The following is a 21,975-nucleotide window of genomic DNA, read 5'->3' as shown; positions in this document are numbered from 1 at the left end:
CATTATGACTGACAAGAAACTGAGCGGTGCCGGATTACGCGGCCAAAGCGCAGGCGAAACTTCACTGAGCACAGTTGGTAAGTCCGGCTCAGGCCTGACCTACCGCGGCTATGACGTCAAAGATCTGGCCGAAAACGTCAGCTTCGAGGAAGTGGCCTACCTGATCCTTTACGGCGAACTGCCCACCGAAACTCAACTGGCGGCCTATCGTCAGAAACTCAAAGGCATGCGCGGCCTGCCACAGGAACTGAAAGAGGTGCTGGAGCGGATCCCGGCCGATGCCCACCCTATGGACGTTATGCGTACCGGTTGCTCCATGCTGGGTAACCTGGAAACCGAAAAAGATTTCTCCGAGCAGAGTGAAGTGGCCGACCGTCTGCTGGCGGCATTTCCTTCCATCATCTGTTACTGGTATCGCTACAGCCATGACGGCGTGCGTATAGACACAGAAACCCATGACGACCAGATAGGCGCCCACTTCCTCCACCTGCTGCACGGCGAAGCTCCATCTGCCCTGCATGCCCGGGTTATGGATGTGTCACTGATCCTCTACGCCGAGCACGAATTCAACGCCTCTACCTTCACCGCCCGGGTTTGTGCCTCTACCCTGTCTGACATGCATTCCTGCATCACAGGCGCCATTGGCTCACTGCGCGGCCCTCTGCACGGCGGCGCCAACGAGGCGGCGATGGAGCTTATTCAGGATATGCGCGATGAAGACCATGCCCGCGAAGTGCTCAAGGGCAAGCTGGAGCGCAAAGAGAAGATCATGGGCTTTGGTCACGCCATCTACCGCGAGTCCGACCCCCGTAACGTGATCATCAAAGAGTGGTCGGAAAAGCTGGCGCAGGAATATGGTGATGATCGCCTCTATCGCGTTTCTGTTGCCTGTGAAGCCCTGATGTGGGAAGAGAAGAAACTCTTCTGTAACGCCGACTTCTTCCACGCCAGTGCCTATCACTTCATGGGGATCCCCACCAAGCTGTTTACCCCCATCTTCGTTTGCTCCCGCCTCACCGGCTGGGCCGCACACGTGATGGAGCAGCGCGCCAACAACCGCATTATCCGCCCGAGTGCCGATTATGTTGGAGTTGAGCCACGCAAGGTGACGCCTCTCAGCGAGCGTTGATCCCGGCGGCGGCCAAACGGTCGCCCGATGAATGAGCAAGAGCGGGCACCCAAGTGAGCAGGGGCCCGGCTCTTTTTGCAGTTGCTTCTCAGTGGACAGAACTCATGAATACCAATTACCGAATTCCCCTGCCCGGCACCAGTCTCGAGTATTTCGATACCCGCGCCGCAGTCGAGGCCATCAGCCCCGGAGCCTATGCCAAACTACCCTACACCTCGCGGGTGTTGGCTGAAAACCTGGTACGCCGCGCCGAGCCCGGCAGGCTCAACGACTTCCTCGAACAGATTATCGAACGCAAACGGGATCTGGACTTCCCCTGGTTCCCGGCGCGGGTGGTTTGTCACGACATTCTCGGCCAGACAGCACTGGTTGATTTGGCCGGTCTGCGTGATGCCATCGCCGACAAGGGTGGCGATCCGGCCAAGGTTAACCCTGTGGTGCCGACCCAGCTGATTGTGGATCACTCGCTGGCAGTGGAACATCCCGGCTTTGAAGCGGATGCCTTCGAGAAAAACCGCGCCGTTGAAGACAGACGCAACGAAGACAGATTCCACTTTATCAACTGGACCAAGACGGCCTTTAAAAACGTCGATGTGATCCCGCCCGGTAACGGCATCATGCACCAGATCAACCTGGAGAAGATGTCCCCCGTGGTACAGAGCCGCGACGGCGTCGCCTTCCCGGACACCTGTGTCGGCACCGACAGCCACACGCCACACGTGGATGCCCTCGGGGTGATCGCCATAGGCGTGGGTGGCCTGGAAGCCGAAAGCGTGATGCTCGGCCGCGCCTCCTGGATGCGCCTGCCGGACATAGTCGGCGTCAAGCTGACCGGCAAGGCCGCTCCCGGCATTACCGCCACGGATATAGTGCTGGCGCTGACCGAATTCCTGCGTAAAGAGCGGGTGGTGGGTGCCTATCTGGAATTCTTCGGTGAAGGCGCCGCCAGCCTGACCCTGGGTGACAGGGCAACCATCTCCAACATGACTCCCGAATATGGCGCCACTGCCGCCATGTTCTATATCGATCAGCAAACCATAGATTACCTGCGCCTCACCGGCCGTGATGACCAGCAGGTGGCGCTGGTGGAGAACTATGCCAAGACCACGGGTCTGTGGGCCGACAGCCTCGAAGGCGCCGAATATGAGCGGGTGCTGGAGTTCGATCTCTCCTCCGTGGTGCGCAACATGGCCGGTCCTTCCAACCCGCACGCCCGTTTGGCCACCAGCGACTTGGCCGCCAAAGGCATTGCCGGCAAGGTAGAACAGCAAGAAGGCCTGATGCCGGACGGCGCAGTGATTATCGCCGCCATCACCAGCTGTACCAACACCAGTAACCCACGCAACGTGATTGCCGCCGGCCTTATCGCCCGCAACGCAGTGGAAAAAGGCTTGGTACGCAAGCCTTGGGTCAAGACCTCTCTGGCCCCCGGCTCCAAGGCGGTGGATCTCTATCTGCGCGAGGCAGGGCTATTGCCTTACCTGGAACAGCTGGGTTTTGGCATAGTCGCCTTCGCCTGTACCACATGTAACGGCATGAGCGGCGCGCTCGATCCCAAAATCCAGCAGGAAGTGATCGACAGAGATCTTTACGCCACCGCGGTATTGTCCGGTAACCGTAACTTCGATGGCCGAATCCACCCTTATGCCAAGCAGGCATTCCTGGCCTCGCCGCCTTTGGTAGTGGCCTACGCCATTGCAGGGACTGTGCGTTTCGACATAGAGAAAGACGCACTCGGCACAGATCAGAACGGCAACGCCGTAACCCTCAAGGACATCTGGCCCAGCGATGAAGAGATAGATGCCATCGTCAAGTCGTCGGTCAAGCCGGAGCAGTTCCGCAAGGTGTATGAGCCCATGTTCAATATCGCCGTGGAATACGGTGATGGGGTCGACCCTCTGTATGACTGGCGCCCAATGAGCACCTATATCCGCCGTCCACCCTACTGGGAAGGTGCCCTGGCCGGTGAACGTGCGCTCAAGGGGATGCGGCCACTGGCGGTATTGGGTGACAACATCACCACGGATCACCTGTCGCCATCCAACGCCATTCTGCCATCCAGCGCCGCCGGTGAATACCTGGCCAAGATGGGCTTGCCGGAGGAAGACTTCAACTCCTACGCCACCCACAGGGGTGACCATCTGACGGCTCAACGGGCCACTTTTGCCAACCCCAAACTGTTCAACGAAATGGTCAAGGACGACAGCGGCAAGGTGATCCAGGGCTCGCTGGCCCGTATCGAGCCCGAAGGGCAACAGGTACGCATGTGGGAAGCGATAGAAACCTACATGGAGCGCAAGCAACCCCTGTGCATCATAGCCGGTAAAGACTATGGCCAGGGCTCCAGCCGTGACTGGGCCGCCAAGGGCGTGCGTCTGGCCGGAGTCGAGGCGATTGTGGCCGAAGGCTTCGAGCGCATTCACCGAACCAACCTGATAGGCATGGGCGTGTTGCCGCTGGAGTTCTTCCCAGGGACCGACAGGCTGACTCTGGGCATAGACGGCACAGAAACCTTCGACGTTCTCGGCGAGCGCACTCCCGGCGCCACCCTGACCCTGTTGCTGCATCGCAGCAATGGCGAAACGGTGGAAGTACCTGTGCGCTGCCGCCTGGATACCGCTGAGGAAGTGACCATCTATGAAGCCGGTGGTGTACTGCAGCGTTTCGCGCAGGACTTCTTGCAGGGCAATGTTTAAGTCGGCCCTTGATGCGTGACCAAGTCGGCCATAGCCAAGGTTATGGCCGACTGATAAGAATATTTATGTCAAAGGATCCAATGCCATGGCATTTAAACCACAGATAAAAATCCCCGCCACCTATATGCGCGGCGGCACCAGTAAGGGAGTGTTCTTCCGCCTGGACGATCTGCCCGAGGCGGCCAGAGTGCCCGGCCCGGCCCGCGACGCCTTGTTGATGCGGGTCATCGGCAGCCCTGACCCCTACGGCAAACACACAGACGGCATGGGCGGCGCGACCTCAAGTACCAGCAAATGCGTGATCATGAATGCCAGCCAGGTTCCCGGTCACGACGTAGACTACCTCTATGGTCAGGTCTCCATAGATAAGCCCTTTGTCGACTGGAGCGGCAACTGCGGCAACCTTTCCACCGCGGCCGGCGCCTTTGCCCTGCATGCCGGTCTGGTTGCTCCGGAACGGGTACCGGAAAACGGCATCTGCGAAGTGCGGATTTGGCAGGCCAATATCGGCAAGACCATTATCGCCAAGGTGCCGGTCAGCGCCGGTGAAGTGCAGGAAACCGGTGACTTTGAGCTCGACGGTGTCACCTTCCCCGCCGCCGAAATTGTGCTGGAATTTATCGACCCTGCCGATGATGGTGAAGACGGCGGCGCCATGTTCCCTACCGGCAAGCTGGTGGATGAGCTGACGGTTCCCACCCAAGTACACCCCAGTGGCAAAATTCAGGCAACGCTGATCAACGCCGGGATCCCGACCATTTTCGTCAATGCCGCCGATCTCGGCTATCAAGGCACCGAATTGCAGCCGGAGATCAACGGCGATCCCGAGGCGCTGGCTCGCTTTGAGCTGCTTAGGGCACACGGCGCGCTGGCCATGGGGTTGATTAAGGATCTATCCGAAGCCGAAACCCGCCAACACACTCCCAAGGTAGCGTTTGTAGCCAAACCGCAGGCGCATCAGGTTTCCAGTGGCAAACAGCTGGCCGAAACCGATGTCGACCTCCTGGTTCGCGCCCTGTCCATGGGTAAATTGCACCACGCCATGATGGGCACTGCGGCAGTGGCCATAGGCACGGCCGCGGCTATCCCGGGCACCCTGGTTAACCTGGCGGCCGGTGGCGGTGAGCGCAGTTCGGTACGCTTCGGCCACCCATCTGGCACCTTGAAAGTCGGCGCCGAAGCCGAATTCAAGGACGGTCAGTGGCAGGTGACCAAGGCCATCATGAGTCGCTCGGCGCGCATCCTGATGGAAGGCGCAGTACGGATTCCGGACGACAGTTTCTAACAGTAGCTTGGTTTTCGATGGCAGTCGTTGATAACACTGCTGTCGATTGCCTCTCCCCTTTCCAAAAGGCTCCGCTTCCTCCCTTCCGGCGGGGCCTTTTTTCCTTTCTGTTATCAACTGGGCAACAAAGTAGGATAAAGTGCGATAAAGTTTGCCAAACTGAGAAAAGAAATCTGTTATAAAATAAATTCTCACCAATCAAAAACCTACTGAAAAAAGAGGGCCTCTTGTCTCGGATCTGCTGCCTACTCGCCGCGCTACTGTTATCTGTCTGCCTGTTTGAGCTCAGGGCAGAACCTGCGCCCCAGCTCAGATTCCAGCATGTCAGCAGCATGAATGGCCTGAATCAGAACAGCATCACCAGCCTCTACCAGGACAAGGCGGGCATTTTGTGGATTGGCACCCAGGATGGGCTGCACAGTTACAACGGCATCGAATTTACTCTGTTTCAACATGACCCCTACCACAGCCAGACATTGTCGGATAATCATGTCACCGACATACTGCAGGATAGCCGGGGACAGTTGTGGATAGGCACCTTCAACGGCGGACTAAACCGCCTGGATCTGCAGACGGGAGTATTCACTCCCGTTGGCCGTGACAAGGGGATCAACAGCAAAAGAATCAACCGTCTGACTCTGGTGGGTGAGACACTCTGGGTCGGAAGCGGCAATGGACTCTACGCCCTGGATACGGTCAGCGGCGAGCTGCATGAGTTGTCACTGGGGCAAAATATCAGCGCTGATATCCGGGTACTGACTCCCATAGGAAAAGATGCCCTGCTGATTGGCACCCAAAGTGATGGTTTGCTGGTTTTGCGTAATGAAGGACTCAAGCCCCTGCCCTTACCCGATGCCGAACATGGTCATCCGGTACAGGCCCGCCAGAGCGAAGATGGCGCCCTGTGGCTGGTTATCGATGATGCACTCTGGCGTTATCCGCCCGGGCTGAAAAACCCAGAGTTCATCTACCGGCTGCCAACGCCCAATCGGGGCATTCTGGAGTTTATCTTTGACAGCAGGGGCGGCATCTGGCTAGGGGGCCAACAGACGGGGCTTATCCAGCTACAACTTAAAGAAGGCCAGTGGCAAGCCAGGCACTATCGCTATGACCCATCCGATCCCAATAGCCTCAGCGATAATGATGTCTACAGCCTGCTGCAGGACAACAACGGTATTCTGTGGATTGGCAGCCTGTTTTCAGGCATAGACAAGGTGAACCTGGCCCGGCAGTACTTCGAGCATATCTACAACAATCAACAACCCCTGGAACGCCAGCGGGACAACAATATCCGCGCCATTTTCCGCTCCGGCGACGGCTTGCTGTATTTGGGCACCGACAGGGCCGGCTTATTTCATATGGATCAAGATGGCCGATTTTTCTCCCACAACAGCCAGCTCGCCAAACTACTTGGCCAGGATGAATCCTTTTTGGACCTCACTATCAGGGCGATTACCGAGGACAGCAGCCGGAGGCTATGGCTGGCCAGCAGTGAGGGCTTGATAAGACTGAACAAAAGCGGCCAAATGCAGCTGTATCGGCCCCTGGGCAACGAACCCGGTATTCGCGATTTGATCATCAGCCCAGATGAACAGATCTGGCTCGGTGCCGGCAACACTTTATACCATTTCGACCCGGATACCGGTGTTTTCCAGGCCCACTTTGTCAACGAGTATCTTGAAGAAGGGCCACAGTCGCAGATGATCCTCAGCCTGACCACGGCCAACAATGGCATCTGGGTCGGCACCACCAATGGCGCTTACTGGCTGCAACCTGACACCGGCCAACAACAGATCATCCGCGGTGATCGCCTGGCCAATCCCATGGTGCGGGATATTCTCAGAGACAGGGACGGCAATATCTGGTTTGCCACTCACGGTGGCCTCAGTCGCCTGCGCCAGGATGAGCTGCAACACTTCGGCCGTAATCAGGGATTACCGGGCAATACCGTCTATGCCATGGAGCAGGACAAGAGCGGCGACCTCTGGCTCAGCAGTAATTCAGGGATCAGCCGCTTTGCCATCGACAAGGAAAAGGTGCTGACCTTCAATGAATATGAAGGTTTGCAGGCGCTGGAATTCAACGGCAATGTCAGTTGGCAGGACAAGGATGGCAGTATCTGGTTTGGAGGCATCAATGGGTTGAACCATTTCTACCCTCAGCAGGTGCCCAAGGTACGCAAACAACCCAAACTGGCCCTGGCCGGTTACCGCCTGGGCAACAGCTATTTTCCCAGGCTGGATCTTGGCCATATACCCGAGCTGACGATTCCCTATAGTGAGCAGTTAATAAGCTTTGAGATCACTGCACTGGATTTTGCCTATCCCCAACGCCACAGATTCAGCTTTTTCCTTGAGGGCAGGGACAAGAGTTGGCATCCGGCCCAGTCGCTGCACGAGATCAGCTATACCAATTTGGCGCCCGGCGACTATCGGCTGTTTGCCCGCCATCAGTTGCAGCACAATCCCGAAGGACATGAGCAACTGTTGTTAAAACTCACAGTGCTGGCTCCTTTTTACCGCACCACCCTGGCTAATCTGTTTTATCTGGCACTGGCGCTGTTGTTGTTTGGCCTCTGGCTAAGGCGTTTCCTGTCGCAACGTCGTCTCGAGCAGCAAACACAGTCCAATATCCAGCTTTCTGAAGAGAGGCTGAAACTGGCGCTCTGGGGCTCGGGTGACCGGATGTGGGACTGGCAGTTGAAAGACGATCGCTTCTTCGTTACCGGCCCCAAACAAGGCTCAGAAACACCACTGGAAACCAACGCCAGTCGGCAGATGGCGCTGGTACATCCCGACGACAGACCCCATGTTCAAGCGGCACTGGAGAGCTACCTCCAGGGGGATGCCGAATTCTTCGAGGCCGAGTATCGTATCAAGCTTGGCAACACGCACTGGGGCTGGGTGTTGGATCGCGGAAAAATAGTCGAACGCGACCGTAGTGGCAAACCTCTTCGCCTGGCGGGCACCTACACGGATATCAGCATGCGCCGTGGCCAGGAAGAGGCGCTGCGGCTATCGTCCCAAGTACTGGAAAGCATGAATGAGTCTGTGGTGGTCTGCGATCTCAACTACCGCATCATCTCGGTCAATCCGGCGTTTTGCAGCACTACCGGCTTCAACGAACAGAAGATCTCCGGCAAGTCTTTCCTGTTCCTGACCCGAGGACTCTACGCCAGAAGCTTCTATCAGCAGATAGAGCATCAATTGCTGAACCAAAAACACTGGTCCGGTGAAGTGCAGATCCGCACCCACAGCAAGCAGCCGCTGCTGGTATGGATGGAAGTCAATCAGGTGCTCAACAGCCAGGGCGAAGCCAGCCATTTCGTGGTGGTATTTACCGATATCACAGACCGCAAACAGGCCGAGGAAGACCTGCGCCTGTTGGCCAACTATGATCAGCTCACCGGCCTGCCCAATCGCACTTTGTTCCAGGACAGACTGGATCATGCCCTGCGCCAGGCGCACCGTAACCGTAACATGGTCGCCCTGCTGTTTCTGGATCTGGACAGGTTCAAACACATTAACGATTCTCTGGGCCATCATGTGGGCGATCAACTGCTGAAAGCGGTTTCCTCCAGACTGACCCAAGCGATAAGAGATGGAGATACGGTTGCCCGCCTGGGCGGTGACGAGTTCATCATCATCCTCGAAGGCCTGCAAAAAACCAAGGCGGCGACCGTTATCGCCGAAAAACTGCTGGCGGCATTCGAGCGCCCCTTCGCACTGGAGAACTTCAGCCTCAATGTTTCACCATCCATAGGCATCAGCCTCTATCCGGATGATGCCGAAGAAGCACTGGAATTGCTGAAGTTTGCCGATACCGCCATGTACCATGCCAAGTCGCTGGGGCGCAATAACTTCCAGTTCTACACAGCTAAACTCAACGCCTATGCGGTGCGTCATGTACAGCTGGAAGCCGGGCTGAAACAGGCGCTGGATCGCGACGAATTCTATCTGCTGTACCAACCCAAATTCTGCGTCCATACCGGTAAACTCACCGGCATGGAGGCCCTGCTGCGCTGGGAAAGCCAGGATCTGGGGCCTATTTCTCCGGCGGAGTTTATTCCGCTGGCCGAGGAAACCGGCCTGGTCAACGCCATAGGTCAGTGGGTACTGCTGAGTGTCTGTAGTCAACTGGAGCGCTGGCAGAATCAGGGGCTGGAAGCGGTTCCGATAGCGATCAATATCTCCGCCAAACAGCTGCAGACTGACATTATTTCCAGCATAGAGGTTGCTCTTGCCATGCATGGTCTGGCTGCAGATCTACTTGAGATAGAGCTGACAGAGTCAGCGGTGATGCAGCAACCGCTGGAATCAGTGGAAATACTCAATCAACTGAAGGGACTGGGGTTAAGCCTGGCGGTCGATGACTTCGGAACCGGCTACTCCAGTCTGGCCTATCTCAAGCGTTTCCCGCTGAACACCTTGAAGATTGACCGCGAGTTTGTCCGTGATATCACCAAAGATCCTGATGATGCCGCCATTACCAGCGCCATCATAGTCCTGGCTCACAGCCTGGAGTTACAGGTGGTGGCAGAAGGGGTAGAAACCCAGGCCCAGCTTAACTTCCTCGCCGCCCAGGGCTGCGATCAGGCCCAGGGCTTCCTGCTGGGGCGCCCAATGACAGAAGCGCAAGCACAAGCATTACTCGGCCGAAAATAGCATCACCCCATAAAAAACGCGGCTCAAATGGCCGCGTTTTATCAATAATTAGTTATTGGCTTATGCCTTCTCCAGCCTGGGCACTTTGCAAACCCAGCCTTGAGGGCCTTGTCTGTGCCCTTTCTGGATTTCGGTGAAGATTCGATAGATGCGACTGACATGTTCACCCACCTTGCCGTCACCAACAGTGACCACCCGGCCATCTTCAAAAATGTAGGAGCCGACCGGAGAAACCACGGCTGCTGTGCCGAAACCGCCGGCTTCGATGATCTCGCCCGACTCGACACCTGCAATAAAATCATCCAGTTTGACCTGCTCCTGGCGGACATCACAGCCAAGCAGTGGCGCCAACTCAATAATAGACTGTGAGGTGATCGACTTGAGAATGGTATCGGTAAACTCAGGGATGATCACTGTGCCATCCTTGAGTATATGGAAGTGGTTCATCGCCCCGGCTTCTTCGATATATTCATTGGTCGAGTCCAGGTACAGCACCTGGGAAGCACCGTGAGCCGCAGCCGCCTTACCGGCACGCAGTGAAGCGGCATAGTTGCCGGCGGCCTTGGAGGCACCGGTACCACCGGATACTGCACGGTGGAATTCTTTACTGATCAGCAGGCGAATGGCGTTGAGGCTCTCACCATAGTAGGCACCGCTGGGGCTCATCACCACACAGAAGGTGTAGCGGTTGGCCGGGCTGACTGACAGTCTGTCTTCGGTGGCAAAAATAAAGGGCCGAATATAGAGGCAAGCTCCCTCCTGCATGGGGAACCAGAGACGGTCGACATCGATAAGGGCATTGATCGCCTTAAGCTGCATGGCTTCATCAATATTGGGAATACAGACGATATCGGCAGAGCGGTTCATGCGTTCGGCATTCTTGTTGAGACGGAAGGTATAAATCTCACCGTCTTCATGCATAAAGGCCTTGGCGCCCTCAAAAATACTCTGACCATAATGCAGCGCCATCGCGCCGGGAGCCATCTCAAACGGACCGTAGGGGACGATGCGGGGATCCCGCCACTCGCCATCATAATAATCCATCATGAACATATGGTCGGTGCGCAGACGACCAAAGCCAACATTACCTTCAGGGCAAAACTGCTCTGAGCGACGCTCTGCGGCGGGCTTTAACTGATACTTGATTTCCATTGCTTACCACCTTGACTATTGTTCAAGCAGACTAGGGAGCGCCCGGAATAATGTCAAGAGGACCAAGGCCTGTGTCCAGCAGGAGTACTGTAAAAAATTTAGTCATCAAATATCGGTAAGTTCCCCCTGGGGAGCTAAGCGGGAAAAGTCGCCGCCCTCTTCAGGGCTGACCAGAGTAAACAGCCCTGCATCCCTGTGCCGCTTAAGCAAGAGATCCACTTCTAAAGTGGCGTCCTCCTTTAACAGCCTGGATACCGCGCCGGCATCAGACTGGAACTCAACCGCACGATAATAACAGGCGCCATCATCGGGGCGCGGTACCAACTTAAAGCCGATTTTCCCTTGAGGCAGGGTCTGCATCTTGGCGGCATCCAGATACAGGGTCAGGCAGTTGAGGCTCTGCTGGTTGCGCTGCTTATCCTGCATAAAGCCTCTTGGCAGAATACCCGGCAGATACTGCTCGCCACTGAGCAGATAAAAATCGAAATCCTCTATGGCGGCGCCGGTATCATCCCACACCCGAATCACCAGCATGGTGTAACGCTTCTTGGTGGTCCGGCTTTGGGTTTGCCGCGTAAGCTCCTGACAGGCACGGCGGTAAGCCTCTACCGAGTCGACCTTCAACCAATTCAGAATCGCCTGCACTACCGGCTTGTTGGCAGCGTTTCTACGACTGACGGAACGCATGATCCCCATTTTCTCTTTGCTGTGGCAGGCCTTGGGAATAATGCCGAAGCCACTGACAGGGGCCTGAATGAAACTTTCCGGCGCCAGCTTGGCCACGCAGGCACCATCAAAGCTGTCACATTCCTGTACCTGCTCCACCAATTGCAACCGAGCATAATTCATATTCGCCGCGGCTACCCGCACGACACCATCCGAGCCCGGCTCGGCGGTATAGGAGTTGAGATAATCATAGAGGGACGCATCTATACTTTCGCCGGTCAGCACCAAGGGCCAAAGCCGAGCGGCCTCAAAATCATAGTTCAACCAGGCTTTACTTAAAGCAGCCTGCCCCAGGCTGCCCAGCTCCAACCAGTCGAGGATCTTCTGCCCCGGCTCCAATCCATCGAACCAGGCCTTAATCCTGGCGAGGCGCGACTTGCCAAGCTGTGCCAAGGCGGAGCCGTGGTTGGCTGGTGCCAGCATGATCATATGAGTCACGGGACAAGCCGCCAACTTTTGGGCTCCGAAGAAGGTCTCCAACCAGCAACGTATCACGGCTGCTCCAGTGCTGTGGGTGATCACCGCGAAAGCTTCATCCCCCAGCACTTCACGTCTGGCAGCCTCGAAGGCCAGCGCAACGTCCTCCAACTTCACCTGGTCCTGAAAACTGATATAGCGTCCCAGGTGCAGATGACTCACCTCAAGCTCAGTGTCTGCCAGCTTGGCCAATGCCTGCGGCAAATAACCATAGGTCTCTGTGGACGTCACACTCCAGCCGTGTACAAATACCAGTCTCATCCCTTTTCCCTCAGGTTAACAGTCTATTTTTCGACCACAAACCCATCACTGACCCACAACAATTGGAATTTCTAACATCAGGTTTTTTAACACAAAAAGCCAATACATACGATTAAAAACCCGATCCAGCTCTCATTCAGGTGGAGTTCAGTAAAGCGGTCCTAACCTGCCGATGAACACAAGTTGACCCGGCTTAAAAACAGCCATCCGGACTTTCCCGGATCCAGGAGTAAATTATGAAAATTCAATCTCTAGTACTGGCTTCCGCTGCGGCTCTCGCTTTCTCAGCCCCTTCTTTTGCAGCTGACTGGTTTGTTGGCGGCGGTGTTGGTGCGCAGCAAAATGACTACTCTCATAAACCCACTGATGGCGGCAAGTTCAGCGATGATGATCGCAATGCCGTCTACATGCTGCGTGGTGGTGCCTTCCTGACCCCCAACCAGCGTCTTTACGCGACGTACAGCTACAACAGCGATGACTTTGCCAAGCAGCAGATGGGACTGGTTTCCTATGACTACCTGATAGGTTTGGATCAGGCCAACAAACTGAACTGGTTTGTCGGTGCCAGCGCCGGTATCAACCACACGGCACCGGACAGCGGTGCCCTGGAATCAGACAATAATTTTGTCTGGGGTGGTCAGACAGGTCTGGTGTATAAGCTGAGCGACAATCTCAATACCGAGATAGGTTATCGCTATCTGAAGCAAGACTATGACAACAAGATAGACTCAGGCAAATATGCACTGGATAACACCCAGCAACTGTACCTGAGTGTCGACTATCGATTCTAGCCAAACTCCAGCCTCTAAAAAGCCCCATTTATGGGGCTTTTTGTTTAATATCTCTTCTTGAATCGAGTGGCATGGTTAACAGCCACGACGATACAGCGACTTTAGCAAGCCACTCCCCCACCAAGTTCATGTCTCACAATTTACTGCAAGTTATTTTGGTATAAGTGAAAATTCGAACTACTTTTATACCATTCTGCATGGAAGCAGGTGCAACTTTGGATAGCTCAAGCTTCCATCTGGAAGCGCATTATTTAACTTCAAACTAAAAGACCAAGATATGAAACCTTACCAAGCCATAGATTGCGGCCGCTATGATTACCTGGAGCTGGCCTGTATTCGCGGTTATCCGCTGAAAATAGAGCTGTTGCAAGGAGAGATACTGCATGGCAAGGCGCTGATCACCGAGACCCGTCCCGACAAGAGCGAGTGGCTGCTGGTGCAAACGGCCACCAGCAACCGCGCCATTCGAATGGATCAACTGCTGGCTATCACACCTGAGCAGGAAGGCGCCGAGTTTGGCCGAGTGCTGATTGCCTCGGCAGGCTGTGAGATTTAAATCGCCGCAATAACCGAGACTTCCACCAGATACTCGGGTTCGGCAATAGCCGCCTCCACACAGGCTCTGGCCGGTGCATGCCCCGCCGGTAGCCAGGCATCCCAGATGGCATTCATGGCATCATAATCGCTCATCTGTTTCAGGTAGATAGTCGCAGAGAGGATCCGCTCACGACTACTGCCAGCCCGCTTGAGCAGTTCATCCACCTCTTCGAGCATGGTACGGGTCTGCTGCTGAATATCGGCAAACTTATCCTTGGCAACCTGACCACAGAGATAAACCGTGTTGTTGTGGATCACTATGCTGCTCATGCGCGGATTGGTATCGATACGTTTAATTGTCATCGGCTTGGTTCCAGGTGAAAACCGTTATTTTATCCGGCAAAAGTCGGCTTGGGACAGTTGTGGTTCAGATAAGTGAAAAAAACTGCCAAACAGCCAATTTTATCGCATATTTTTTGGACACTTGGAGATAAGAGCTATTCCTTAAGCCAGCGGCACTGATAGAATCAATATCTCATTCGCCCAACTATTTAAGGACTCCTGTATGAGCCTAGAATTACTGTCCAAACTGGAGACCAAGATCCAGGCCGCGCTCGAAAATATTGAGCTTCTGAAAATGGAGCTGGAAGAAGAAAAGCAGAAGAATGCCCATCTGATAGAGCAAAACCAACAACTTCAGCAAGATCTCAACTCGTGGAACGAGAAAGTCACCGGCCTTGTTGGTCTGCTCAACGACGAAGTCAACTGAATCTAAACGGTTTTAGCTTGGCTATTCTGAGTTTCAATGAGTTCGTTCAATTCCATGATAGCCTGCTTTACCTTTGGCAGGCTTTTTCTCGGCAGCAAAAAGCGCCCTTTATCAAACTCTAATCTTCCCAGATCTTTCACCCAGACGGCGCCGGTCAAGAATATCCTTACGTGTTTGACAATCAGCTTGGGAGCATAGACAGGAAATACACGCACGAGAAACCTCCTTTAGTTGATTTCCGATCCCGAAGTTTTGACCCCCCAACCCGGTGGAAGGTTTCATTTCAATCCGGGAAAATGAGTCAAAATTCGCAACTATGCGCCTTTGTTCTAAAAATCTTGCTGTTATACCTCTCGCCCAGGTGAATTAGTCAATAAAGCAACACTTGCCAATTTTTTGACGCGCTGCTAGAGTAAAGCCGTTACTCAGGGTAAAAACTGAGCCCTATGGCTCTAATCCGTGCTTCTTGCGACCAGGGAGTACGGTTTTTTTTTGCTTTATGCCCAGCTGTTTTCCGGGTAACAAAAAAGGGCCATTAAGGCCCTTTTTTGTATTTAGATGCTAAATTATTTCAGCTGAGTCAGATAGATAGCAATATCCAACATCTCGTCATAAGACTTGATGGCACCGGTTTCAACCCGATACTTACCATTCACCACCAACGCTGGAACACCTGAGATCTTGGCGTTTTCTGTGTTGCGCTTCATGTTAGCCACCATGCTGTTGACCATAAAAGAGTTGGCCGCAGAATCAAACTGCTTGGGATCCACACCATTGGCAACAAAGATAGCCTTGATGTCGTCACGATTGGTGAAATGCTGCTTCTTGTCCTGAATCGCGCTGAACATGGCATGATTGACCTTATCAGACACCTTCAGTACTTCGGCAGTGGCGAAAGCACGGGACATCTCAACACCCATCTCGCGGCCGATAAAGTCGACATGGTTTTGCTCAAAAGCCACACCTTCGGGCAGACGAGCCTTCAGCTTGGGGATCACGTTCTTTTCAAAGTTATAGCAATGAGGACAGTAGAAAGAGAAAAACTCTGTGATTTCAGGCTTGGCGGAGGCGGGGCCTTCACTAACCACAGTATAATGCACGCCTTCTTTGTACTGGGCCGCTGTGGCCGCCAGGGGAAGCAGCAAAAATGCCGCCGCCAACATCAGGATTTTCTTCATTGGAGTTCCTTGTTTATTAAAATTTCAGCCAACACTGCTGGAGTTGCTGAATAACATAATCTTCTTTTTGAGTCGAACTCAAGCTCTGAGTTCCCTTTTTGTTAAATCCAAATGCCGGGCGGCCATATCCTCAACGCCCGGCACTCGTTCGATGCAGCCTCAATAAAGAATAAGACTCAGTGGTGCTTCATCCAGGCGCTGTTGCTGTTCTTTAAAGGCTTGCAACTGCTGTTGCCAGTATTCTTCGGTCGCAAACCAGGGGAAGTGGCGCGGAAACGCGGGGTCGTCCCAGCGCTTGGCCAGCCAGGCGTTGTAATGCAGCATTCGCAGAGCCCTGAGTGGCTCTATCAACTGCAGCTCTTTGGTATCGAAGTTGGAGAAGGCCTCGTAGGCCTCCAGCAAGACTTCCAACTGCAGCGTCTGTTGCTGCCTATTGCCAGACAGCATCATCCACAGATCCTGCACCGCAGGGCCGTTGCAGGCATCGTCGAGATCGACAAACCCAGGGCCATTGGGGGTCCAGAGAATATTGCCGGGATGCAGATCGCCATGCAGACGCATACTCTGGTATTCGATACCTTGCCAACGCCGCTGCAGCTCAGAGAAGAGACTTAACGCCGCCTCGAGCAGATGTTCCCGCAAAGCGTTCGGGATCAGCTCTGTGCGCTGCAATTGCTCCAGCGCCGGAGTACCAAGGGTTGTCGGCGTCAGATTCAGGCGCTGTTTGAACAGGCTGCCACGGGAATACTGGTGCAAACGGCCGATAAACTGGCCGGCGCCCTCTATCTGATCCAGGTTGTCCACCTCAAAGCTGCGACCCCCTATGGAAGGAAACAACGCAAAACGCCACTCTTTGAAGTGATGCAGACTGCAGCCGTCGAGCACCACAGGGGCGGCAATGGGGATCTCGGCTTCGGCCAACTCGAACGTAAATTCATGCTCTTCCACAATTTGGGCATCGGTCCAACGCTCGGGGCGATAGAACTTAACCACGTACCTCTGGCCACGATCGCAACGAAACTGATAGACCCGGTTCTCATAGCTGTTGAGTGGCGTTAGCCCCGTCTCGGGGTAAATCGCCAGACTTTCGATGGCATCCAAAATCAGTTCAGGGGAAAGATCCCGATAATGAAACGCCGCCGTGGCCTGCTTTTCTGTCATGCCTGTGACTCCAGTAAATGCTTCAGGTATACCAACACATCCCAGTCTTGTTCACTCTGGCAGCTCAACCAGCACACATCGCCGTAGAACTCATAGTTGAGCCACAAGAGACTGCCTTCAAAATCCAGCAGCCATTGGTGACGATCAGCCCCCCATTGCCGCTCCAGCACCTTGGCATCGAGCGCCCGGCACAGGGGCTCGGCAAAGCTGTCGAAGGCTTCGAACTCGACCCCGGCCGTCATCGACAGGGTTTTATGCTCGGGATCCAAGCTAAGATTTTGATACTGCATTTTTTAATCCTATTTCTTAACTACTGCAGGACATGATCAACCCCTGACCCCAATCCGGTGGTCGCTTGGCATACTCCTGCATCTCAGGCTGTTCATCGAACGGGCGTCTGAGGAGCTGGTGCAACTGCTCAAGCGGCTGGGTATTGCCCTCCTCTTCGATGGCAATGATCGCTTCCTGAGCCAGATAGTTGCGCAAGATATATTTGGGGTTGTGGGCCCGGCGCTCGGCCTGCCACTGCTCAAGTCCCTGGCGAGTATCGATACGGCACCGGTACTCGGGCAGCCAATCATCCCAGCCCTGACGATTGATAAAATCATCCCTCAGACTGCTGTTTTCTGCCTTGGGATCCAGCTCGCCAAAGCGGCGCAGGCTCTGGGTGTAGTCCAAGGCGTTTTGTTCCAACAAGCCGGTAAAGGCGCCGATAAGCGCCAGGTCCTTGTTGTCCTGCTCCAGCCGGGCATCAAGGCTTAAATCTTCGGCCAAAGGTGCCAGCCCCAACTTGGCGCGCATCAAACCAAGATATTGCTGCACTAACTCATGCTGATAGCTATTGAGCGCGGCTATCAAATCATCGGAAGCCAGCACTGGCGTCAACGCCTGCGCCAAACGTTGCAGGTTCCACAAGCCGACGCCGGGTTGCTGACCGAAGGCGTAGCGTCCCTCGGGATCAGAATGGTTACAGATAAAGTCTTCCTTGAAGGTATCGAGGAAGGCGAAGGGGCCAAAGTCGAAGCTGTCACCGAGAATCGACATATTGTCGGTATTCATCACCCCGTGGGCAAAGCCCACCGCTTGCCAGTGGGCTATCATACGCGCGGTATCACGTACCACCAGAGCAAACCAGGCCTTGTAGCCCTCATAGTCCAGGCTGAGCTGGGGATAATGTTGGCTCAGGGTGAAATCGAGCAGCTGCTTGAGCTTGTCGGCCTGACCCTTCTCGCTGTAACAGAAATACTCGAAGTGGCCAAAACGTATATGGCTGCGGGCCAGGCGCACGGTAATGGCGCCTTTTTCCAGCGACTCGCGCCACACCGGCAGCTCAGAGCCGATCACCGCCAACGCCCTGGTGGTGGGCACGCCCAAATGATACAGCGCCTCGGAAACCAGAAACTCGCGCACCGCAGAACGCATCACTGCACGGCCATCACCGTGACGAGAGTATGGCGTGGGTCCCGCGCCCTTCAAGGCCAAATCCCAGGCACCGTCAGGCCCCTGCGCCTCACCGAGAATGATCGAACGGCCATCGCCCAACCTGGGGCTGTAGCCGCCAAACTGATGTCCACTGTAGACTTGGGCGTAATATTCGGCGCCCGGCATTCTCTGGTTGCCGGCGAGTTGCGGCAGCAGGGTTTCATTGGGGGCAGTCAGGCCCAAAAGCGCCGCCGCATCATCACTCCAGGCTAACCAATGGGGCGAAGGTAGCCCGGCAGGCAGTACCTGCTGGTAAAATCCCGCCAGGCGGGTGAAGTAATCCTGTTTAAATTTCATGTCCCTTAGGGGCCGTTATTGTGCCATTGGTCACAGATTATCATATCCCTGTCGTCGAGACGGCAGTTGTGACCACACTCGAAGCTGCCCTTGCCCTCATTGAGGCGCTGCATGCCTCTGCCCTTGTCCTGGCACTGCTGCAGGGTTTGATAATAACCGGCAATGGCGTGGTAACGATCCAACGTCTCGGCCGTTTGCGGCTCGACGTCCGACTTATCTCTATTCGGCTGCTGTATATCCGTATCCGGATAGTAAAACAGGGTCCATTGCGGCTGCTTGCTGCAGGCTGCCAGCAGCAACAGCGAAGTGAGGGCAACCCATAAAGTCGCTGGTTTCATTGCGGCTCTCCATCAATAAAAAAGCGAACCCGCAGGCTCGCTTGGGAAGGAGTGAAAAAGCACTTTGCCCTTCACTCCTTGCTTGATTCTACACATTGAATCGGCTTTTGTACTCAGGCTGAGGCTTTATCTCTGGCCTTTTCTATCCGCTTGATACGACCTTCAAAGCCCGTAACTGTGCCATCTTCCAGCCCATATTCAATCGCCTTGTTGCAAAGAGCTATGGCGGCATCGAAACGACCTGCATCGCTGCACAGGGTAGAAAGCTGCATAAATCCTGTGCCCTTGAACTCGGCCTTGGGTGATTTGCTGAGTACTTTCTCCCGACTGGCGGCAAACAGGGCGCTATATGCGGTATCGTACTCTTGCCCCAACTGCAGATACTTGCTGTTTTTCCGCTGCTTGTAGCATTCACCTATCACGGCCAGTAAAGCATCATGCGCTTCGATAGCGCCTTCAGAGGCCTGATACTGTTCCATCGCCCGCTTGAGGGTAATATTGCCCCAACTGATATCCGGCGCAGCCGCCTTGACTGGCGCTCTGGCTCTGGCTCTGGCTCTGGCTCTGGCTCTGGCTCTGGCTCTGGCTCTGGCTCTGGCAGGACAGTCTCGACCTCGGCACGGCCAACTTCCACCTCTGGGGCGATATTTTCCGCTCGAGGTTCAAGCTCAGGCGATTCTGCGACCGCTTGCTCAGCCGATGGCTGAGGCTTGGGTTCGGCTTGCTCTTTCGATTCGGCAAAGTCCAGATCGACACTCTGGTGCTCCTCCTGAGTCTCGTTTTCCGTCTCGGCCTGTGGCGCCTGAGGCATGGCCGAAGCTCTGTCTTTGAGCTTAAGCGCCTCATCACGCTCCTCTTTTGCCAGCCGCTGCGCCCGGTTATAGAGGAAAATACCCGCTGCGACCAACAGTACTACGACCAGGATTTTAAACATCTTCGTCCACCATTTCTTGAGTGCCGGGCCAACTGGCGGCCCTGTTTTGTGGTATTGGCAATCCGCCAAAGCCACCCCGCTCTGCACAGAGTTTAACCGATATTAATAGAGTATCGTCTTAGTATAAATCAAGTATTTATGCTTTTTCTGCTCGCTTTTAGGCGCTTTTTGCAATTGAAACTCAGTCTGTGAAGCCTGGCGCGCCATCGACAGATACAAGCTGGTACACTCCTAGGGTTTTGATCCCAAGAATGGCAAACAAGGATTCAGATGCAAAAATTACTGATAGTGGCTCACGCCAGCCCTTATGGCACAGAAAAATTATTCAACACTCTGCGTATCGCCCTGGCGCTGAAAGACCAGGAGCAGACCGAAGTGGAGCTCAAGTTATTCCTGATGTCAGACGCTGTCTTTGGCGCAGTAAAAGGTCAGAATACCCCTGATCTCAGCTACAACCTGCAGCAGATGTTTGAAATCCTTACTGCTCAGGGTGTGCCCTTGCTGCTGTGCAAGACCTGTGTTGAAGCCCGCGGCGTAGTGGCCGACATGCTGCTGGACGGTGCCGCCATTGGCACACTCGGCGATTTGAGCCGCTGGACCCTGGAAGCCGACAAGGTTATCCATATCTAGGGTCAACTTGTCATTTGACCTTGGGTGCGCATAAAGCTTCATTTTGTGCGCACCTTCATAATTCCTGCCACTGACTTTGAACCCTGCCCCGCCTCAGGACTAAGATGACCATAGTTGAGTTATTTACTAAGGTAAGGCTATGGAACTGCTGCAAGGAAAACTACTGACCGAATTCCGCACTGTTTCTGCCATGGTGTGGATCTACTGCCGTGACCATCACCCCAGAACTGAAGATGGCAGCCTCTGCCCCGACTGTCAGGCCTTGATGGAGTACGCTCACACCCGCCTCGACCGCTGCCCCTACGGTGAAAGCAAGCCCACCTGCAACAAATGCCCGGTACACTGCTACAAACCTGAACCCAAAGAACAGATGCGTCAGGTGATGCGTTACGCCGGTCCCAGAATGCTGTTGAGCCACCCGATACTGGCACTGCGTCACCTCTGGTGCGAGCGCAAAGCCGCACCGGGAAAGCCTCCGAAGGACGCCTCCAACCGCCATAAGCGCATGCAGTGCGCCAAAAACTGACTATTTTTTGTTGCACCCCTCAAGCGGCTGAGATAAGAATGTCGTTAAGGGGGCCAGATGACTGCATTCAGCGACATTTTTACCCAAGCTTACTGGTGGCTGTCGCTGCTTGGAGGCCTGCATTGCCTGGCATTGTCCATCTACGCCCGCTTTGTCTACCAGGACAGCCATAGCCAACGTCGGCTGCTCGCCGGCATCTTTGCCTTGATGGCACTCTATTTCTTTACCGGCCTGTTCAATAGTGACAATACCCCGGCACCTATCCATTTGCTGTTTCTGTTATTACTGCCGATGTACTTCCTGTTGATGCCGGCACTGTATCAATACCTGAAGCAACAACTCAGGCCGACTGTAGATGCAAGGTTGCCGCTCAAACATCTGTTGCCGTCCATACTTGCCATGTTTCTGGTGGTGTTGCTGTGGCTATTCAATCCCAGCCTGGTCACTGGCGTGGCTCTACTGGGCTACCAGCCCAGCCTGAGTTGGGGTTCCCTGCTGTTGCCACTGTTGCTGTTACTGCAAACTACCCTGTACCTGGTATTGGTGCTGCAGCTGATGAAGCGCCACTTTCATGCATCGGCTCAGCTGGACAACAGATTGCAACAGCTGCGCAGTAACTGGCTGCTGGTATTGACCCTGGCACTGATACTGACCTGGTTGGTTCGTAACATTGCCGTGCTCTTGACTCTGTTTCTCGGCGATCAGTTCTCGGCTGTGGCGCAGGCAATCCCGAGACTGGCACTGCTACTGACCCTCTATCTGCTGGCCATCTACGGCCTCAATCAGCTCACCCGCGCCGCCTATCTGCGTGGACGCGAATCCCGTGCTCAAGCCGCCTCTGTACCCAAACAGCCTCTCGATAAGGAAGAGCTGGATTTTCTCAATGAGATACTGCACGAAAAAAAAGATAAGTAACATCGCCCAGGCTGTGACCTTTACGTT

21 protein-coding genes are annotated in these 21,975 nt (G+C 54.7%); 10 read left to right on the top strand and 11 right to left on the bottom strand.

Annotated elements, in window-relative coordinates; genetic code table 11:
- Positions 1–4 precede the first annotated feature (4 nt).
- From prpC to ON072_RS10160, 4 genes are all read left to right on the top strand, one after another.
- Positions 5–1,129, top strand: a complete 1,125-nt coding sequence (gene prpC, locus ON072_RS10175) for a bifunctional 2-methylcitrate synthase/citrate synthase (RefSeq protein WP_261752977.1) — start codon at positions 5–7, stop codon at positions 1,127–1,129.
- 104 nt (positions 1,130–1,233) lie between these two features.
- Positions 1,234–3,825 carry a Fe/S-dependent 2-methylisocitrate dehydratase AcnD gene (gene acnD, locus ON072_RS10170; protein WP_044733512.1) on the top strand — a complete coding sequence of 864 codons (2,592 nt, stop codon included), beginning with the start codon at positions 1,234–1,236 and terminating at the stop codon, positions 3,823–3,825.
- A gap of 85 nt (positions 3,826–3,910) precedes the next feature.
- A complete protein-coding gene (gene prpF, locus ON072_RS10165; RefSeq protein WP_208133920.1) occupies positions 3,911–5,110 on the top strand; it encodes a 2-methylaconitate cis-trans isomerase PrpF in 1,200 nt (399 codons plus the stop codon).
- Positions 5,111–5,337: 227 nt separating this feature from the next.
- Positions 5,338–9,774, top strand: a complete 4,437-nt coding sequence (locus ON072_RS10160) for an EAL domain-containing protein (RefSeq protein ID WP_260865491.1) — start codon at positions 5,338–5,340, stop codon at positions 9,772–9,774.
- Between the two features lie 60 nt (positions 9,775–9,834).
- Here the strand turns inward: ON072_RS10160 and ON072_RS10155 are convergent, their stop codons facing one another.
- Positions 9,835–10,926: a branched-chain amino acid aminotransferase gene (locus ON072_RS10155; RefSeq protein WP_144133117.1), complete on the bottom strand. Its 1,092-nt coding sequence runs from the start codon at positions 10,924–10,926 to the stop codon at positions 9,835–9,837.
- Between the two features lie 105 nt (positions 10,927–11,031).
- Complete coding sequence (locus tag ON072_RS10150; RefSeq protein ID WP_261752975.1) at positions 11,032–12,390, bottom strand: alpha/beta hydrolase; 1,359 nt, start codon at positions 12,388–12,390, stop codon at positions 11,032–11,034.
- 236 nt (positions 12,391–12,626) lie between these two features.
- Here ON072_RS10150 and ON072_RS10145 point away from each other — a divergent pair, with 236 nt between their 5' ends.
- The gene (locus ON072_RS10145; protein ID WP_025010852.1) at positions 12,627–13,181 is read left to right on the top strand and encodes an outer membrane beta-barrel protein; all 555 of its coding nucleotides are present in this window, start codon (positions 12,627–12,629) and stop codon (positions 13,179–13,181) included.
- A 277-nt stretch (positions 13,182–13,458) separates the two neighbouring features.
- A complete protein-coding gene (locus ON072_RS10140) occupies positions 13,459–13,737 on the top strand; it encodes a Rho-binding antiterminator (RefSeq protein ID WP_028781134.1) in 279 nt (92 codons plus the stop codon).
- Here ON072_RS10140 and ON072_RS10135 read toward each other — a convergent pair.
- Positions 13,734–14,081: a RidA family protein gene (locus ON072_RS10135; RefSeq protein ID WP_115389399.1), complete on the bottom strand. Its 348-nt coding sequence runs from the start codon at positions 14,079–14,081 to the stop codon at positions 13,734–13,736. The genes ON072_RS10140 and ON072_RS10135 overlap by 4 nt on opposite strands.
- Before the next feature lie 202 nt (positions 14,082–14,283).
- On the opposite strand from ON072_RS10135, the gene zapB reads away from it, so the two are divergent.
- Positions 14,284–14,487 (top strand): cell division protein ZapB, encoded by a 204-nt coding sequence (zapB, locus tag ON072_RS10130; protein ID WP_025010851.1) that lies wholly within the window; start codon positions 14,284–14,286, stop codon positions 14,485–14,487.
- A gap of 2 nt (positions 14,488–14,489) precedes the next feature.
- Here the strand turns inward: zapB and ON072_RS10125 are convergent, their stop codons facing one another.
- The 8 genes from ON072_RS10125 to ON072_RS10090 all read right to left on the bottom strand — a co-directional run bounded on the left by ON072_RS10125 (position 14,490) and on the right by ON072_RS10090 (position 19,877).
- A complete protein-coding gene (locus ON072_RS10125; protein ID WP_025010850.1) occupies positions 14,490–14,702 on the bottom strand; it encodes a DUF1107 domain-containing protein in 213 nt (70 codons plus the stop codon).
- Between the two features lie 351 nt (positions 14,703–15,053).
- Positions 15,054–15,665: a thiol:disulfide interchange protein DsbA/DsbL gene (locus ON072_RS10120; protein ID WP_025889862.1), complete on the bottom strand. Its 612-nt coding sequence runs from the start codon at positions 15,663–15,665 to the stop codon at positions 15,054–15,056.
- Between the two features lie 159 nt (positions 15,666–15,824).
- Positions 15,825–16,826 carry a serine/threonine protein kinase gene (locus ON072_RS10115; RefSeq protein WP_261752974.1) on the bottom strand — a complete coding sequence of 334 codons (1,002 nt, stop codon included), beginning with the start codon at positions 16,824–16,826 and terminating at the stop codon, positions 15,825–15,827.
- Positions 16,823–17,116 (bottom strand): DUF3630 family protein, encoded by a 294-nt coding sequence (locus ON072_RS10110; RefSeq protein ID WP_025010848.1) that lies wholly within the window; start codon positions 17,114–17,116, stop codon positions 16,823–16,825. Before ON072_RS10110 ends, ON072_RS10115 begins: the two co-directional genes overlap by 4 nt.
- 16 nt (positions 17,117–17,132) lie before the next feature.
- Entirely contained in the window at positions 17,133–18,605 is a 1,473-nt protein-coding gene (locus ON072_RS10105; protein ID WP_261752973.1) for a protein adenylyltransferase SelO, read from the bottom strand.
- A gap of 5 nt (positions 18,606–18,610) precedes the next feature.
- Positions 18,611–18,943 carry a hypothetical protein gene (locus ON072_RS10100; RefSeq protein WP_025010847.1) on the bottom strand — a complete coding sequence of 111 codons (333 nt, stop codon included), beginning with the start codon at positions 18,941–18,943 and terminating at the stop codon, positions 18,611–18,613.
- Positions 18,944–19,056: 113 nt separating this feature from the next.
- Complete coding sequence (locus ON072_RS10095; RefSeq protein ID WP_123115526.1) at positions 19,057–19,422, bottom strand: hypothetical protein; 366 nt, start codon at positions 19,420–19,422, stop codon at positions 19,057–19,059.
- The gene (locus ON072_RS10090; RefSeq protein ID WP_274626043.1) at positions 19,362–19,877 is read right to left on the bottom strand and encodes a hypothetical protein; all 516 of its coding nucleotides are present in this window, start codon (positions 19,875–19,877) and stop codon (positions 19,362–19,364) included. The genes ON072_RS10095 and ON072_RS10090 overlap by 61 nt, the downstream gene beginning before the upstream one ends.
- Before the next feature lie 270 nt (positions 19,878–20,147).
- Here ON072_RS10090 and ON072_RS10085 point away from each other — a divergent pair, with 270 nt between their 5' ends.
- From ON072_RS10085 to ON072_RS10075, 3 genes are all read left to right on the top strand, one after another.
- Complete coding sequence (locus ON072_RS10085) at positions 20,148–20,507, top strand: DsrE/DsrF/TusD sulfur relay family protein (protein WP_025011924.1); 360 nt, start codon at positions 20,148–20,150, stop codon at positions 20,505–20,507.
- A gap of 139 nt (positions 20,508–20,646) precedes the next feature.
- On the top strand, positions 20,647–21,033 hold the full coding sequence (locus ON072_RS10080) for a nitrous oxide-stimulated promoter family protein (RefSeq protein WP_025011925.1): 387 nt from the start codon (positions 20,647–20,649) through the stop codon (positions 21,031–21,033).
- A gap of 57 nt (positions 21,034–21,090) precedes the next feature.
- Positions 21,091–21,948 (top strand): hypothetical protein, encoded by an 858-nt coding sequence (locus tag ON072_RS10075; RefSeq protein ID WP_144166155.1) that lies wholly within the window; start codon positions 21,091–21,093, stop codon positions 21,946–21,948.
- Positions 21,949–21,975: the final 27 nt, after the last annotated feature.

Source organism: Shewanella sp. K8 (assembly GCF_028823715.1).
In the GTDB taxonomy this organism is placed as follows: domain Bacteria; phylum Pseudomonadota; class Gammaproteobacteria; order Enterobacterales; family Shewanellaceae; genus Shewanella; species Shewanella algae.
The sequence above is the reverse complement of the archived record's forward strand: the minus strand, read 5'-3'. Positions and strand labels throughout refer to the sequence as shown.

What these genes read in the sequence shown, in the direction of transcription:
- prpC (WP_261752977.1), top strand. Translation starts at nt 5, where the DNA reads ATGACTGACAAGAAACTGAGCGGTGCCGGATTACGCGGCCAAAGCGCA.
- acnD (WP_044733512.1), top strand. Translation starts at nt 1,234, where the DNA reads ATGAATACCAATTACCGAATTCCCCTGCCCGGCACCAGTCTCGAGTAT.
- prpF (WP_208133920.1), top strand. Translation starts at nt 3,911, where the DNA reads ATGGCATTTAAACCACAGATAAAAATCCCCGCCACCTATATGCGCGGC.
- ON072_RS10155 (WP_144133117.1), bottom strand. Translation starts at nt 10,926, where the DNA reads ATGGAAATCAAGTATCAGTTAAAGCCCGCCGCAGAGCGTCGCTCAGAG.
- ON072_RS10150 (WP_261752975.1), bottom strand. Translation starts at nt 12,390, where the DNA reads ATGAGACTGGTATTTGTACACGGCTGGAGTGTGACGTCCACAGAGACC.
- ON072_RS10145 (WP_025010852.1), top strand. Translation starts at nt 12,627, where the DNA reads ATGAAAATTCAATCTCTAGTACTGGCTTCCGCTGCGGCTCTCGCTTTC.
- ON072_RS10140 (WP_028781134.1), top strand. Translation starts at nt 13,459, where the DNA reads ATGAAACCTTACCAAGCCATAGATTGCGGCCGCTATGATTACCTGGAG.
- ON072_RS10135 (WP_115389399.1), bottom strand. Translation starts at nt 14,081, where the DNA reads ATGACAATTAAACGTATCGATACCAATCCGCGCATGAGCAGCATAGTG.
- zapB (WP_025010851.1), top strand. Translation starts at nt 14,284, where the DNA reads ATGAGCCTAGAATTACTGTCCAAACTGGAGACCAAGATCCAGGCCGCG.
- ON072_RS10120 (WP_025889862.1), bottom strand. Translation starts at nt 15,665, where the DNA reads ATGAAGAAAATCCTGATGTTGGCGGCGGCATTTTTGCTGCTTCCCCTG.
- ON072_RS10115 (WP_261752974.1), bottom strand. Translation starts at nt 16,826, where the DNA reads ATGACAGAAAAGCAGGCCACGGCGGCGTTTCATTATCGGGATCTTTCC.
- ON072_RS10110 (WP_025010848.1), bottom strand. Translation starts at nt 17,116, where the DNA reads ATGCAGTATCAAAATCTTAGCTTGGATCCCGAGCATAAAACCCTGTCG.
- ON072_RS10105 (WP_261752973.1), bottom strand. Translation starts at nt 18,605, where the DNA reads ATGAAATTTAAACAGGATTACTTCACCCGCCTGGCGGGATTTTACCAG.
- ON072_RS10100 (WP_025010847.1), bottom strand. Translation starts at nt 18,943, where the DNA reads ATGAAACCAGCGACTTTATGGGTTGCCCTCACTTCGCTGTTGCTGCTG.
- ON072_RS10095 (WP_123115526.1), bottom strand. Translation starts at nt 19,422, where the DNA reads ATGGAACAGTATCAGGCCTCTGAAGGCGCTATCGAAGCGCATGATGCT.
- ON072_RS10090 (WP_274626043.1), bottom strand. Translation starts at nt 19,877, where the DNA reads ATGTTTAAAATCCTGGTCGTAGTACTGTTGGTCGCAGCGGGTATTTTC.
- ON072_RS10085 (WP_025011924.1), top strand. Translation starts at nt 20,148, where the DNA reads ATGCAAAAATTACTGATAGTGGCTCACGCCAGCCCTTATGGCACAGAA.
- ON072_RS10080 (WP_025011925.1), top strand. Translation starts at nt 20,647, where the DNA reads ATGGAACTGCTGCAAGGAAAACTACTGACCGAATTCCGCACTGTTTCT.
- ON072_RS10075 (WP_144166155.1), top strand. Translation starts at nt 21,091, where the DNA reads ATGACTGCATTCAGCGACATTTTTACCCAAGCTTACTGGTGGCTGTCG.